This window comes from Oscillatoria salina IIICB1 (genome assembly GCF_020144665.1).
Lineage (GTDB): Bacteria > Cyanobacteriota > Cyanobacteriia > Cyanobacteriales > SIO1D9 > IIICB1.
Genome location: NZ_JAAHBQ010000039.1, coordinates 23,908 through 38,732 on the forward strand (window position 1 = coordinate 23,908; position 14,825 = coordinate 38,732).

Below are 14,825 nucleotides of genomic sequence, written 5' to 3' on the forward strand. Positions count from 1 at the left end.
TCGTATTTATGAAAATTAGCTTTTGGCAGGAAAAATTTAAATTAAGTGGTTTCCATTTGTTTATTTTTGTCGTTTTACTCTGGGGAATTTGGTTTCGTTTTGTCAATATTGACCGCAAAATTCCTTGGATTGATGAGTGGATTACTTTAGATAGAATTACTGACTACGACAACCGAGGAGAAATTCAAGAAAAATTGTTCGGTGGTGAGGTGATTACCGTCCAAGAATTACATGAATTGCAGCGAATAGATTCCCAGACAAATACCCTCGACTTTCTCAACAATTCTTTAGTAAATTATCCCGAACATCCACCAATTTATTATTTGTTTGCGCGGCTATGGGGAGAATGGTTTGGTACTTCTATTGCTACCCTCAGAAGTGCCGCAGCCGCGATTAGTTTATTTGTCTTTCCGGCGATGTTTTGGTTGTGCTACTCGTTGTTTGATTCTTATTTCGCAAGTTGGTTAGGTGTAGCGCTAATAGCTGTTTCTCCACTCCACGTTTTGTATGCTCAAGAAGCAAGACAATATAGTTTATGGACGGTAACAATTTTACTTTCTAGTGCCGCACTTTTACAAGCCATGCAGCACAAAAATAAACTAAGTTGGTTGACTTATGCTGTAACCTTAACTGTGGGTTTTTACTCACATCTATTTTTTAGTTTAGTTGCTTTCGCACAAGGAATTTATGTAATTCTCAGAGAAGGTTTTCATTTCAGTAAAACCTTGCTGGCTTATTTCTTAACAACTTTAGCGAGTATAATCGCTTTTCTCCCTTGGATTGTAGTAGCTTTTACTAGCTTATCTCATCTCGATCGCCAAGTAAAAGGTTGGACGGAAGCGCAACCAACATTGTTTACTTTTTTGAAAAGATGGTTAGGTAACTTAAGCCGTCTTTTCGCTGATTTTGGCTTCGACTCTAGCACTAATTTAAGCGAAGCAATTTCGATTATTCCGTTAATATTTTTCTTGACAATTCTGGTTATATATGCTTGTTATTTTCTGGTTCGTAACAGTTCTCGAGAAGTGTGGCTATTCGTTTTAACGTTAATTATTTGTACCACAGCTATTTTAGTCGGACGAGATTTATTAGTAGTCTTTGGTTTAGTTTCTGGGAGGCTATTTTCAGCGACAGCGAGGTATATAATTCCTTTTTATCTGGGTATTCACTTAGCAGTAGTTTACTTTTTAGCGAGCAAAATGAGTTCCCAAAAAGTAAATGAGCAAAAATTCGGGCGAGGTGTGTTTCTCGCTTTGATTTCTTTGGGGATATTTTCTTGTATAATTAGTTCTCAAGCAGAGGTTTGGTGGAGTAAAGGCGAAGCTAGCGAACTTGTGCAAGTAGCACCGATAATTAACCAAGCTACTAATTCTTTAGTAGTTAGTGATGCTGATTTAGCTCGCATTTTGTCTCTCAGTAATTTACTAAATGACCAAGTGCATTTACAGTTATTTGTCGAAGCAAATTACTACCCAATTGACGAAAATTTTCGCAACATATTTGTTTTAAATCCTTCTGAGAGTCTCCAACAAATACTGGAAAAAGAGTACCAATTAGAATCTCTTCGCGATACGGAGATACAACTGTGGAAATTAGAACAACAGTAAAGGATTTTTTCTCGGAATTACTACAAAGACAACAAAGTTTGTGGTTTAGTATGAGTATCGTGGTAGCATTAGGATATAGTTTGTTAGCCTGGCAGCAGGCTTTTAGTAGCGAGTATGTTGTCCAAGATGATGCAAGACAGCACGTTTTTTGGATGTTACGTTTTGTTGATGCGGAGTTATTTCCTGATGACTTAATTGCCGATTACTTTCAATCGGTAGCGCCCCTGGGTTATACTAATTTATATAAACTTGCTGCGGCATTAGGGATCGATCCGCTATTATTTAATAAGTTACTGCCTTTAGGGTTAGCTGCGATCGCTACGGGATTCTTATTCGCTATCTGTTTAGAAATTTTTCCCGTCCCCGCAGCAGGTTTTCTCTCGGCATTGATTTTTAACCTCAGTGTATGGACGAAGGAAGATTTAGTTTCCGCAACACCGAGAGCCTTCATTTACCCATTTTTGCTGGCATTCTGCTACTATTTACTCAAAAGAAAATTAGTAGCCACGCTGGCGGCGATCGCGCTTTTGGGTTTATTCTACCCTCAAGGTATCTTTATTATCTGCGGAGTGTTGTTACTGCGATTATTTCGCTGGCAACTGGGTAAAATAAGCTTATCTCGTTCTCGTCAAGATTATTGGTTTTGCTTAACTGGGTTAGGTATAGCTTTTATAGTCTTGTTACCTTTCGCTTTAACTACTTCCGAATATGGTCCAGTAATCTCCGCCGCAGATGCTAAAATTTTACCAGAATTTTTGCCTGGAGGACGAGCCGAATTTTTCCTCAACAACCCTGGGGAATTTTGGTTATTAGCTAGTCGGAGCAGTATTTTTGCGAGTAGATTGCTACTTTTGCTGAGTGTAGTTGACGTGGTAATAATTTGCTTATTGCTATATTACCGCTCCCAGTTACCAATGCTGCGGCAAATCAAACAAAAGATCGTTTTATTACCGCAATTATTACTAGCATCTTTAGGTGTATTTTGTCTAGCTCATTTAACTTTGTATAAACTACACTTACCAAGTCGCTACACTCAACACAGCTTACGGATTATTTTAGCCTTGGTAATGGGTATAGCTTTAACAATTTTCTACGATGGAGTAGTTTGTCGTTACGGTCAGCGCCAACTAGCAAATATTCGTGCTGAGACAATTATAGCATTCAGTAGCTTAATTTTAGTTGCAGGAATAGCAATTTTTCCCGCGATCGCCAACGAAGACTTTCCCAAAACGATATATCGTCTTGGTAACGCACCCACATTATACGAATTTTTTGCCCAAACTCCCAAAGACAGTCTCATCGCCTCCTTAAGTTTAGAAACCAATAATATACCTACATTTTCCCAACGTTCCGTACTCACAAATCGAGAAGCAGGAATACCTTATCATACAGGGTATTATCGCCAATATCGTCAACGAACTATCGAGTTAATTGAAGCCAGCTATAGTCCGGATTTAAAAGATATCAAAGACTTAATTTCTAACTACGGAATAGACTTTTACTTCCTAGAAGATCACTTTACCACACCTCAATACCTCAGCGAACAAAATTGGCTCGAACAGTTTCCCCTCGCTGAGACAATTGAAGTCAGATTAGCTCAAGGAATTATGCCTGCGCTAACTAGATTAACCCAATCTTGCGCCGTATTTCAAGGCGAAGGTTATACAGTCTTGTCCGCAGAATGTATTCTTGCTAATTAACTACTTTTAGCAGGTAAAGCCAATAACCCATTATGCTGATTATTTACCGGTTGAGAAACAGGTTTTTCCTTAGCAGTTAATGCCAAACCAAGCATCAAAATTCCGGGCCAATATATGTGCGCCAAAATATCCAATTCTTCGATAAAAGAAAAGCATAAAAACACTAAATACACGCTCAAACCTACCCTCGCAGTTACATTTTTTTGTGCCTTTCTCAATAACTCGATAAAAGTATACAGCATCGGGATAGCCACAGCAGTGCAACCCACTATTCCTTTAGTGTAGAGAAGATTCACCCAACTCCCACAACCAGAAGTACCAATTGGGAAACCATAAGTATAAGCTGGTCCTTCTTTTTCAATATAGCCATGACCCCAAATTGGTGCATATTTCCACCATCTTTCTAGAGACATTCGCACTAAAGTTATTCTTAAATCAGATGAGTTTTCCCTAACACTATGGAAGCGTTCGATAAATACTTCCATAAAATTTTTCAAAGGAACACCAAAAATACCGCCGAGAAAACATAAAGTAGCGCTAGCGAAATGCAGAATAGGCTTACCTAAATTAACTAATCCCCAACTTGCAAAGAGAATGAAAGGAAAGCTAACCGTAGCTAGTCGCGAAATAGGTGTAAGAATTATTAGCACAGAAATACTTGTTGCTAGAAAGCGCAACTTCTTATTAGTTTCTTGACGTACCATGAAGAAAAACATCATTCCTACCATTGCCATATTTGGCGCCCAAGGCGAATATAAAGTAGTACGCATTTGATTGTTATCAGCGTCGAAAATATAAAGTACCACGCGATAAAAATCCGAGTCTCCTCCTAATGCGGAAATTGGGGAAGTATACAACTCTCCTGGTAAACCAGCAAAAAAGGCGACATAGGAAAGTATAATCAAGGGAAAACTTTGTAAACAGAGAATACAAACGCCACGATAAAGTAATTGCGGGCGAATTTTTAGGCAAGCAATGAGGGGAAATAATGCCCAAAGCGCCCATTCTCGATTCCATTTAATTAAAGATCTAATTAGTCTTCCCGCACCTAAATCTAACTGGACATGGGCGATAATTACACCAAAAAACATTACCAGTAAACAGATTACCCAGATCCACACAGAAAAGGGAATTGTAATTCTTGATTCTGGGGGAGTATCTGGAGTTTGACACCAAAGTTTTTTAACAAGATAAAGAAAAAGAAGCCAAGCAACGGCGGGCATTACCAAGGGTTGGGCGCCTAAATAATAAACGATATAAGTGCCGAGTAATAAATACCAAACTACTTTTTCTTCAAAGTTTTGTGGTTTCATGAGTTCTTTTCTTTTAAGTAATCTTTAACAAAGCCACCCATGTATTCTTCGCCAACTAGAAGATTCCAGTTGCGGTCAAACATTTCTGGCATCCATTCGTAGTCTGCTACCCAAGCAGTCCAACCGATATTGTAGCGATCCATTTTCCGTTTGAGAGGAATACCAAAGTCAGAAATTGTCCCACTTGTAGGATAATCTGCGCCGTTTCTGAAACCCCATTCTGTGACGATCATTGGTAGTTTGTCGGCAAAATCAAAAATCCATTCGTCCCAAAATTGTTGGGCTAAACCAGGATAAATATGGGGTGCATAAACGATATTTCCACCTGTAATAGGATTGTCTGAGGTATCGAAGAAATGTTGATTCCAGTGGGGCGCTCCAACGATGATAATATTTTGGGGGGCGGCGGCGCGAATTAAGTCTACCCAAGGTTGAACAATTTCTTTCCATTCTGCCCAACTGGTTTTGGTTTTGTTTTCGTTAAAAACTTCAAACATAATGTTGGGATAGTCTTTAAATTTGGGGGCGATATCGCGCCAAAAATTGCGGGTTTCATCGGCATATTCGGCTGGGTTTTTAACATAATGCCAGTCGATTATACAATAAACTTTTTCTTCTAAACATTTGTCGGCGGCAGGTTTAAGAAAATTTTCATAGTATCCTTGGGGGTTTTCATTGTATCCTAGTCTTCGATTGGGGTTAACCATTAAACGGAAAACGTTGGCATACCAACCACGACTAGGGTCGCTCATTTCTTCAATTAGTTCTAGGGGTGATTTGCTTGATTGACTTTCTTCGATTCTATACTGATGTAAAGCTAAATCTGGTAAAGCAATACCACGTAAAATTATTTTATTTCCTTGGGGATCTTGAATATCTCTACCCGTGACTTGCAGCCAAGGTGTACCTCGGTTTGCTTCTACTTGGTGGTTAAAGTCGGCAAAAAAGAGGATTGATAATAAACAAGAAATTAAAAAAATTATGCCGAAGATTTTTTTTGACATTGTGGCTCGAATTAGTATAATTTACAAATCTACTTAAATTTGGGGATTGGCGGTTAGGGATTGAGGATGGGGAATTTTTTGATTCACTAAGTCTGTTGTTTTCTGACTTTCTCGACCGTCTCTAATTTGGGTTTTCCAGTTCCTTCTCTGTGCTAGAGGCGGTTTTGTTAGCTTGTTTCTAGAGAAAAATTTGCTTGTGATGTTTATTAATGAAAAAGTAAATTGAGGTCGCTTGTATTTTACAATCTCCATCAGGATCTAGCCTACTACCACGAATTTGAAATTATGTAGCACGAAATTTTATTTTTGTCAAGGGATGGGTGTAAATATTGAGATTGTGTTTGCCAATCAGCAGCTTGACCCGATCGAGGGACTGATATGAAACTCGTTTCCGTTGTAATTCCAGTGTACGGAGTAGAAAAGTATATTGCTGCCAGTATAACGTCGGTGTTGGCGCAGACCTACTCTAATTTTGAACTTTTGCTGGTGATTGATGGCTCGCGCGATCGCAGCAGAGAAATTTGCGAGCAATTTAGCGATCGCCGCCTTAAAATTATTCAGCAAGAAAATCGAGGCGTTTCGGCGGCGAGAAACAATGGTATCCGCCACTCTCAAGGTGAATATCTCGCTTTTCTCGATGCCGACGATCTTTGGCTACCAGAAAAGTTAGCCTATCACGTGGAGCATTTAGAGAATAATCCTCAAGTGGGAGTCAGCTTTAGTCGTTCGGCTTTTATCGACGAGGAAGGCAAATCCTTGGGAATTTATCAAATGCCGAGGTTAAAAGACATTGCTCCGGTTAATATTCTCTGTCGCAATCCCGTGGGTAACGGTTCGGCTCCCGTAGTGCGCCGTCAGACCCTAGAAGACATAAAATACCAGAAAGAATATCAGGGTAACTGGGAAGATTGTTATTTTGACGAACAACTTCACCACCAAGAAGATATTGAATGTTGGCTGCGAATTTCCCTGAAAACCTCTTGGCAAGTTGAAGGCATTCCCGAAGCCTTAACCCTTTACCGGGTAAACTTTTCCGGAGCTTCGACCAATATTTATAAGCAGTTAGATTACTTAGAAACTATGCTGGCAAAAACCGAAATTTATGCTCCAGAGTTAATTGCTCGTTGGGGAAATGCAACTAGAGCCTATCAACTGCGTTATGTTGCCAGAAGATTAGTAAGTTTGCGCGATGGAGGCAGTGCAGTTAAACTAACTCATCAGGCGATCGCCACTTATCCCCAAATTATACTCGCCGAACCACGGCGCACTTTCCTTACCTTAGCTGCGGCTTATTCTTTGTGGCTGTTACCGCAAAAGTTCTATCAACGTCTCGAAAGTTTCGTCATGGAACAAACAGGTAAAACTCAGAAACGTCGTATTCTCAAAGATAGGAATTAGGAATTGGGGATTAGGGATTAGGGATTAGGAATTGGGGATTAGGGATTAGGGATTAGGGATTGGGGATTAGGGATTGGGGATTGGGAATTAATTATTACTACTGATTCGCGTCGGAGTAAGATTGTTTCCAGTTATCAATGACCAGTTATCAGTGACCGGTTATCAGTGACCAGTTATCAGTGACCAGTTATCAGTGAATAGTGAACAGTTAGTAGTTATCAGTGAATAGTGAACAGTTAGCAGTTTACTCACCCAGTCCCCAGTCCCCAATCCCCAATCCCCAGTCACCAATCCCCAGTCCCCAATCCCCAATCACCAGTCCCCAATCACCAGTCCCCAGTCCCCAGTCCCCAGTCACCAGTCCCCAGTCACCAGTCCCCAGTCCCCAACCAATGAAGCTTGTCTCAGTCATCATTCCTGTATACAAAAAAGAGCGCTATATTGCGGCTACAGTGCAATCTGTTTTGGCTCAAACTTATCCTCACTTTGAGTTACTAATCGTCGATGATGGTTCTCCTGACAGAAGCGTGGAGATTTGTCAGCAGTTTGACGATTCTCGGATTAAAATTATTCGTCAAGCAAATCAAGGCGTTTCTGCGGCGCTGAATACAGGAATTCGCCATGCTAAAGGCGAGTATATCGCTTTTCTCGATGGGGATGACCTTTGGTTGCCGGAAAATTTGGCTAAACAACTGGAACATCTAGAAAAATCGCCCCAGGTAGGCGTTAGTTTTAGTCGTTCGGCTTTGATTGACGCAGCCGGGAAACCTTTGGGAACTTATTTAATGCCGCAGCTAAAGGGAATTACCGTTCCTTCTATTTTACGCAGTTACCCCCTTGGTAACGGTTCGGCGGCGGTATTGCGACGAAAAGTTCTCGAAGAGATTCGCTTTCGGAGGGATAATTCCCCGGAGTATCTCTACTATGATGAAGAGTTGAGTTGTTCCCAGGATATCGAGTGTTTGTTGCGAATTGCGATTAAGACAGATTGGGAAATCGAAGGGATTTCGGAACCTTTAACGCTTTATCGGGTTAGTTCTGGAGGATTAAGTGCTAATTACCTGAAAAAATTAGAAATTTGGGAAACTGTGCTGTCAAAAATTCGGGCTTATGCTCCAGAAGAAATTGCTCCTTGGGAAAATCCTTCTAAAGCTTATCAGTTTCGGTATCTGGCTCGCAAAGCGATTCGCCTTCATGATGGTAAAGCAGCAGTGGATTTATGTCATCGCGCGATCGCTACTTACTGGCAAATTATTTTTGAAGAACCTCGCCGAACTTTTTTCATTCTCGCTGCTGCTTATGCTCTAATTTTACTGCCTATGTCTCTATACGATCGCCTCGAAACTACGGCAACTAAATTAACCGCAGTTCGTCAAAAACGTCGCATTCTCCAAGAACAACAACAATAACAGTTACCAGTGAACAGTTACCAGTTATCAGTTATCACTTAACAGTCCCCAGTCACCAATCCCAGTCACCAATCCCCAGTCACCAGTCCCCAATCACCAATCCCCAGTCACCAATCCCCAGTCACCAATCCCCAGTCACCAGTCCCCAGTCCCCAACCAATGAAACTTGTCTCCGTCATTATTCCTGTTTACAATGTTGAGCAATATATTGCTGATACAGTTAAATCTGTTTTAGCACAAACTTATCCTAACTTTGAATTGCTGATTATTGACGATGGTTCTCCTGACCGTAGCATAGAAATTTGTCAGCAATTTTGTGACTCTCGGATCAAAATTATTCGTCAAGCAAATCAAGGTTTACCTAGTGCTTTGAATACGGGAATTCGTAATTCTAGAGGCACTTATATCGCTTTTCTCGATGGGGACGATATTTGGCTACCTGAGAAATTAACTAAACAAGTTGACCATTTGGAGAGTTGTCCGGAAGTAGGAGTTAGTTTCAGTCGTTCGGCGTTAATTGATGAGGCGGGAAACGAATTAGGAACCTATTTGATGCCCCAATTACGAGGGATAAATATTTTTTCTTTGTTACGCAGTAATCCAGTTGGTAATGGTTCGGCGGCGACATTTCGGCGAGAAGTTTTTGAGGAAATTGGTTATTATCATGATAAAAATGGTAGAAGCGAAGTTTTCTATTTTGATGAAGAGTTAACTCGTTCTCACGATACAGAATTTTTACTCAGGATTGCGATTAAAACTAATTGGTTAATTGAAGGTATTCCTGAACCTTTGACTCTCTATCGCATTAATTCGGAAGGGTTGAGTGCTAATTATCTCAAAAAACTGGAAAGTTGGGAGAAAGTTTTGTCAAAAGTTCGTAGTTATGCACCCGAACAAATTGCTTGTTGGGAAAGTCTTTCTAAGGCTTATCATTTACGTTATTTAGCCCGGAAAGCAATTAGATTGCATGATGGAGATGCGGCTTTACGTTTGGTGTGGAAGGCGATCGCTACTCATCCTCGGATTTGCTTTGAGGAACCTTTGCGTACGATCCTCACTTTCTCGGCTGCGGCTGCGCTTTATTTCTTTCCTTTATCTTTTTATCAGCAAATTGAAGCTGTGGCAACTCAGTTAACCGCTAGTAGTCAAAAACGTCGTATTCTCCGGGAAAGGCTGTGATTTGGGGACTGGGTTCAGTGAACAGTGAACAGTTATCAGTTACCAGTACCCAACCCCTAACAACCAATTACCAAGAAATCTATGTGTGGAATTAGTGGCTTTTGGGATCGAGAAGGAAAATTAGCGAACAGTTGTAATCGCGAGGATTTCGGGGCGATCGCGTTACGGATGGCGGATTGTCTGCGACTTCGCGGTCCGGACGATCGCGGGGTTTGGGTGGATGACTCCGCAGGTTTGGCTTTGAGTCATCGACGTTTGGCGATCGTGGATCTTTCTCCTTTGGGACATCAGCCGATGGTGTCTCCAGGCGATCGCTATGCGATCGTTTTTAATGGGGAAATTTACAATTTTCTACCTCTACGCGCTGAATTAACCCAACTAGGACACAATTTTTGCGGTCATTCGGATACGGAAGTGATGCTGGCTGCTTTTGCTGAGTGGGGTGTTACTAAGGCTGTCTCTAAGTTTAAGGGAATGTTTGCTTTTGCATTGTGGGATCGTCAAGAACAAGTTTTGCATTTGGGACGCGATCGCACCGGGATCAAGCCTCTCTACTACGGTTGGATTAATTCTACTTTTGTTTTTGCTTCGGAACTTAAACCTTTCCAAACTTTTCCCGGTTTTGAAGCAAAAATTAATCGGGATGCTCTGGCTCTTTATCTGCGTTACAATTATGTGCCTACGCCTTACTCGATTTATGAAAATGTTTACAAATTACCTCCCGCCTCCCTCTTGACAATTGACCAAAAATGTGCAGCGAACTCGCCAATTTGTTATTGGGATCTGAAGAGGGTAGCTGAAACTGGTGTGAGTCAAGGTTTTGCGGGTTCGGATACCGAAGCGATCGCCGAATTAGATAATTTGTTGCGGGATGCCGTGAAGCTGCGGATGGTTGCTGATGTGCCTTTGGGGGCGTTTCTCTCTGGCGGTGTGGACTCTTCGACCGTAGTTGCTTTAATGCAGCAGATGAGTAGCCAATCTGTCAAGACCTTTTCGATAGGTTTTGCGGAAAATAGTTACAACGAAGCCGAATATGCCCAAGCCGTCGCCAAACATCTCGGTACAGATCATACCGAATTATATGTGAATGCGAAAGACGCGATCGGCATTCTCCCCCAACTACCCTCACTCTACGACGAACCCTTCGCCGACGACTCACAAATCTCAACTTTTTTAATCTCCCAACTAGCCCGCAAACAAGTCACAGTCAGCCTTTCCGGTGACGGCGGCGACGAATTATTTTACGGCTACGATCGCTATTTTAAAGCCCAAAATCGCTGGCAGGCGATCCGATGGCTACCCTACCCCCTCCGAAAATCAATCAGTCAATTCTTAACAGCCACAATCCCGAAAAAATCCCTCGGTTACAAACTCCATACCCTCGCCGATCTGATCGCGACAACCAATCGAGAAACCCTCTACAAATATCGCCTTTCTTATTGGAAAAACCCCACCAACATAGTTATCAATAGTAGCGAACCAACCACAATTTTCGACAACTCTCAACTCTGGCTAAATCAGCTTACTTTTCCCCAACAAATGATGTATTTCGACCAAAAAACTTATCTCCCTGACGACATTCTTACCAAAGTAGATCGCGCTAGCATGGGCGTAAGTTTAGAAGCCCGCGTTCCCTTATTAGATCGTCGCATTGTCGAGTTTGCTTGGCAACTACCTCAAAACCTGAAATTCCGCGAAGGAAAAAGTAAATGGTTACTTCGACAAGTTTTATATCAATATGTCCCACCAGACTTAATTGAAAGACCAAAAAAAGGCTTTGGTATCCCAATTCATAATTGGTTGCGAGGCTTATTTCGCGACTGGGCGGAATCTTTACTCGACGAAAAATTATTAATGGAACAAGGATTTTTTCACCCTCAACCTATTCGTCAAAAATGGCAAGAACACCTCGCTCATGAAAAAAATTGGGGTTACGAACTATGGAGTATTTTAATCTTTCAATCGTGGTTATCTGAACAATAAATAGTAGAGACATTTTCGGCAACATCTCTACTAAGTTATTAACTTATTTTCCCCCACCTAAAGTAACCGGTTTAGCTTTTGATTTTTCTCCAGGAACCAAATACAATTCAGACGGAGATGGGACAATTTGAATAGTTTTATCTCCCACAAAAGGATCTTTATAAAGCTTGAGTTTTTGCAACAACAGTAACCAGAAAAAAGGCAAATCCTCAACTAAATAGCGTCGCCATAAACGCTTGGGTTCAGATAACAAACGATGCAACCATTCTAAGCCTACATTACACATCCATTTTGGCGCTCGTTTGCTATGTCCTGATTCAAAGTTAATTGTTGCCCCAATTGCGAAGAAAGTTTTGATATTTTTGAAACGATTTTTATATTTGAAAATCCATTTTTCTCGCTTCGGGGCGCTTACTCCTACGGCTAAAACTGTTGCCCCTGATTGATTAATTAAATCGATAATTTTTTGACTTTCTGTTTCGCTTTTCTCAAAGCCAAAATCAGGACAATAATAGCCTACAACCATCTCTCTGCCTACTTTTTGATTGATTTTATTTTGGGCAGTAATGCAGATTTCATCATTAGCACCCAGCAAAAAAATAGTTACTTCTGGGTCATCTTTATGATCCTGATAATATTCGGGAAATAAATCTGCCCCCGAAATTTTTTCTACTAGCGGCGTACCTAAAATTTTCGCAGCATACATTAAAATTTGACTGTCGCAAATTATGTAATTAGCTGCTTGATAGGATTGATAAAATTCCCGATCTTTTTGTAAATTAATTACATGATCTACATTAGGTAAATAAACTACTCCCCCAAACTTTAGTTTTTCCAAGAGGGTAGCTTGGGACATATTATCTATTACGCAATTGAGTATTTTTACTTGTTCCACTCGTTCGTCCTCACACCAAGAATTGCTTCTCTACTTTTCTTGACACAGCCTCAGCACTTTACTCTCGCGAAAGTTAAGCTAATAAAAATTAGAAAGTTCAGCCTAGCTTCATCTAGTCAGTAAGATTACCGAACTGCGTAAGTACCTAACAGCTTAATACTATAGTTTCCTGGAGTCAAGGTAATTAAATTATCCGAGAGTTGACTAACTGGAACCCTAATTTATTTTAAATTACAACAACTTTTTTAATCAATAATTAAGAAATTAGTAATAATCTAAATTATTTTTTCCAGCATGAATATTCTTCTGCTTGATTATTTACTACCTCAGATAGATACATTGGCAAATTTACTTTTGGCAATTTCCTGGAAAAATATCGCTCATAAATGACAAATTAGGGCAAATCTTAATTTCCCTAGCCAGAAAATTCTTCTGGGAGAATATCTGATTTTGCCCTTAAAAAGGTTGATTTGTCAAGATATTTGAGCTAATCTAACCCGAATAGAACTTCAGAGGCGATGATACTCTAATTTTGACGCTGTTGCTTGAGATAGTCAAAGACTGATTTGTCACCGATATCTGGGGGAATAGGTTGGATAACTTTACGCAATGCGAAAATGAGAAACAAAATACTCCAGTTAGCGAGTAAAAGTTGTTCTACCTGGACTGGTAAAATTCCTACTATATGTCCGAGCAATAGTAAAGGTACTAGCGGTGTGAGAAATTTAGTTTCTAGACGATTGAAACAGAAAGCTTCCTTAAAATAAATACCTGTTAAGCTAGCGAAAATAAAGCCTACCCCGAATAAAGTTACCGGATGATTGTAAACAAATAAGGCTAATGGTTGACTATATTGCAATTCTATGATAAAGGCACTAATCGTACCGATCGCCCAAAAAAGTTGCAGGAGACGGTGTAGTGGGATTAAATAGATATGAATGGTCAACAGACTCACACCTAATCCGAGAGAAAAAAGCCCAAATAGCCAAGTTAGCGTAGTTAAGACAATCGTAGAGGTAGGTTGCCAAAAAAGTAAACAACTACCAAGAGCAAAGCTAATTGCTGCGATCGCCAATCCGGTACGATAGATAATAACACCGAGGCGATCGCGATCGGTAATCTGAAATTCTCCAAATTGACCTTGATATACTTGTTCTACTTGTGAAGTAAGCATAAATTCAATTATCGTGTAGCCGCATTTACCAGTTTACCCTTGAATTCCCAATCCCTAATTCCGATAATTCAGTCAGTGAAAATAGTTACTGCTGCTCTTAATGCTACTTTAATTGCTGTCTCCACTGCTAGGTGTTTATTTTCCAAAATAATATCTTCTCCCACAGTACGTTGAGCGACAACCCCACAGACACAACCCGCAGCAAAATTATACACTCCCCCCATTTTAAACAGAGTTCCGGCTTCCATCTCGTAATTTAAAACACCTAAGTTGCGGTATTCTTCAGTAATACCTTTTAGTTTACGCAAAAGATGAGGGTTAGCAGAAGAGGCAATTCGCTCCTGTCCCTCGTAAAATGTATCTACGGAAGCAGTTACACCTAAATGATAGTTAATCGTTAAATCTCGCGCAGCTTCTACTAAAGCTACTGTAATAAAAGGATCGGCACTAGCGGGATATTCTAGAGGTGCGATCTCATTTGCTGCACCTTGTCTACACAATGCGGCTTGACTAATAACAATATTACCAACTAAGACGTGAGGTTGAATCGAGCCACAAGTTCCGACGCGAATAATTTTCTCGATTCCCACGGAAATTAACTCATTGACGACTATGCTAAGAGAGGGTGCGCCAATGCCACTGGTAGCAGCGAGAATAGGTATACCATTGGCTAAATATCCGAGATAGCTGTGTAGTCCGCGATATTCCGAGAGCAGTTTAACATCTTGGAGATAATTTTGAGCAATGTAGTGCGATCGCTCTGGCTCTCCTGATAATAATGCTATTTTAACTGGTTCTCTGCCCAAGTCTGTTCGACTAAAGCCGATATGGTGGTATTTCATTTTTCTGGTAACTGGGGACTGGGGACTGGTAACTGGGTAACTGGGGACTGGGGACTGGGGACTGGGTAACTGGGGACTGGGGACTGGGGACTGGGGACTAGGGTTTTCAGTTAGCAGTTATCAGTTATCAGTTATCAGTCAGGATTATCAAGAGAAGAAATTGAGCAAGGTGAAATTAGAATAACTGGGGATTCGAGAGTAAACTGTTCACTGTTCACTGTTCACTGTTCACTGGCTGGGGACTGGGGACTGGGGACTGGGTAACTGGGGACTGGGGACTGGGGACTGGGGACTGGGTAACTGGGTAACTGGGTAACTGGG

Annotated in this window: 11 protein-coding genes; 6 read left to right on the forward strand and 5 right to left on the reverse strand. The window is 40.8% G+C overall.

All coding sequences use genetic code 11. The annotated features are described in order from the left end of the window. The first annotated feature begins 8 nt into the window (after positions 1–8). Positions 9–1,607, forward strand: a complete 1,599-nt coding sequence (locus tag G3T18_RS13120) for a glycosyltransferase family 39 protein (RefSeq protein WP_224411012.1) — start codon at positions 9–11, stop codon at positions 1,605–1,607. Further along, on the forward strand, positions 1,586–3,307 hold the full coding sequence (locus tag G3T18_RS13125; RefSeq protein ID WP_224411013.1) for a hypothetical protein: 1,722 nt from the start codon (positions 1,586–1,588) through the stop codon (positions 3,305–3,307). Before G3T18_RS13120 ends, G3T18_RS13125 begins: the two co-directional genes overlap by 22 nt. On the opposite strand, the gene G3T18_RS13130 is transcribed toward G3T18_RS13125, so the two are convergent. Both G3T18_RS13130 and G3T18_RS13135 read right to left on the reverse strand, forming a co-directional pair. Then, the gene (locus G3T18_RS13130) at positions 3,304–4,620 is read right to left on the reverse strand and encodes an O-antigen ligase family protein (RefSeq protein ID WP_224411014.1); all 1,317 of its coding nucleotides are present in this window, start codon (positions 4,618–4,620) and stop codon (positions 3,304–3,306) included. The two genes, G3T18_RS13125 and G3T18_RS13130, sit on opposite strands and share 4 nt — an antisense overlap. Continuing rightward, a complete protein-coding gene (locus G3T18_RS13135; protein ID WP_224411015.1) occupies positions 4,617–5,624 on the reverse strand; it encodes a glycoside hydrolase family 5 protein in 1,008 nt (335 codons plus the stop codon). Before G3T18_RS13135 ends, G3T18_RS13130 begins: the two co-directional genes overlap by 4 nt. A 378-nt stretch (positions 5,625–6,002) precedes the next feature. On the opposite strand from G3T18_RS13135, the gene G3T18_RS13140 reads away from it, so the two are divergent. The 4 genes from G3T18_RS13140 (at position 6,003) to asnB (ending at position 11,593) form a co-directional block, all read left to right on the forward strand. Next, entirely contained in the window at positions 6,003–7,022 is a 1,020-nt protein-coding gene (locus G3T18_RS13140; protein WP_224411016.1) for a glycosyltransferase family 2 protein, read from the forward strand. 221 nt (positions 7,023–7,243) lie between these two features. Next, positions 7,244–8,431, forward strand: coding sequence for a glycosyltransferase family 2 protein (locus tag G3T18_RS13145; RefSeq protein ID WP_318013966.1), 1,188 nt, complete (start codon positions 7,244–7,246; stop codon positions 8,429–8,431). A 159-nt stretch (positions 8,432–8,590) separates the two neighbouring features. After that, a complete protein-coding gene (locus tag G3T18_RS13150; RefSeq protein ID WP_224411017.1) occupies positions 8,591–9,610 on the forward strand; it encodes a glycosyltransferase family 2 protein in 1,020 nt (339 codons plus the stop codon). A gap of 81 nt (positions 9,611–9,691) precedes the next feature. Next, positions 9,692–11,593 (forward strand): asparagine synthase (glutamine-hydrolyzing), encoded by a 1,902-nt coding sequence (gene asnB, locus G3T18_RS13155; RefSeq protein WP_224411018.1) that lies wholly within the window; start codon positions 9,692–9,694, stop codon positions 11,591–11,593. A 43-nt stretch (positions 11,594–11,636) separates the two neighbouring features. On the opposite strand, the gene G3T18_RS13160 is transcribed toward asnB, so the two are convergent. The 3 genes from G3T18_RS13160 to G3T18_RS13170 all read right to left on the reverse strand — a co-directional run bounded on the left by G3T18_RS13160 (position 11,637) and on the right by G3T18_RS13170 (position 14,504). Beyond that, entirely contained in the window at positions 11,637–12,449 is an 813-nt protein-coding gene (locus tag G3T18_RS13160) for a WecB/TagA/CpsF family glycosyltransferase (RefSeq protein ID WP_224411019.1), read from the reverse strand. Positions 12,450–13,014: 565 nt separating this feature from the next. Beyond that, entirely contained in the window at positions 13,015–13,662 is a 648-nt protein-coding gene (locus G3T18_RS13165) for a DUF2301 domain-containing membrane protein (protein ID WP_224411020.1), read from the reverse strand. Positions 13,663–13,730: 68 nt separating this feature from the next. Continuing rightward, positions 13,731–14,504, reverse strand: coding sequence for a nucleoside phosphorylase (locus tag G3T18_RS13170; protein WP_224411021.1), 774 nt, complete (start codon positions 14,502–14,504; stop codon positions 13,731–13,733). Positions 14,505–14,825 lie beyond the last annotated feature (321 nt).

Coding starts and splice junctions, on each gene's coding strand:
- G3T18_RS13120 (WP_224411012.1), top strand. CDS start 9: ATGAAAATTAGCTTTTGGCAGGAAAAATTTAAATTAAGTGGTTTCCAT.
- G3T18_RS13130 (WP_224411014.1), bottom strand. CDS start 4,620: ATGAAACCACAAAACTTTGAAGAAAAAGTAGTTTGGTATTTATTACTC.
- G3T18_RS13135 (WP_224411015.1), bottom strand. CDS start 5,624: ATGTCAAAAAAAATCTTCGGCATAATTTTTTTAATTTCTTGTTTATTA.
- G3T18_RS13140 (WP_224411016.1), top strand. CDS start 6,003: ATGAAACTCGTTTCCGTTGTAATTCCAGTGTACGGAGTAGAAAAGTAT.
- G3T18_RS13150 (WP_224411017.1), top strand. CDS start 8,591: ATGAAACTTGTCTCCGTCATTATTCCTGTTTACAATGTTGAGCAATAT.
- asnB (WP_224411018.1), top strand. CDS start 9,692: ATGTGTGGAATTAGTGGCTTTTGGGATCGAGAAGGAAAATTAGCGAAC.
- G3T18_RS13160 (WP_224411019.1), bottom strand. CDS start 12,449: ATGTCCCAAGCTACCCTCTTGGAAAAACTAAAGTTTGGGGGAGTAGTT.
- G3T18_RS13165 (WP_224411020.1), bottom strand. CDS start 13,662: ATGCTTACTTCACAAGTAGAACAAGTATATCAAGGTCAATTTGGAGAA.
- G3T18_RS13170 (WP_224411021.1), bottom strand. CDS start 14,504: ATGAAATACCACCATATCGGCTTTAGTCGAACAGACTTGGGCAGAGAA.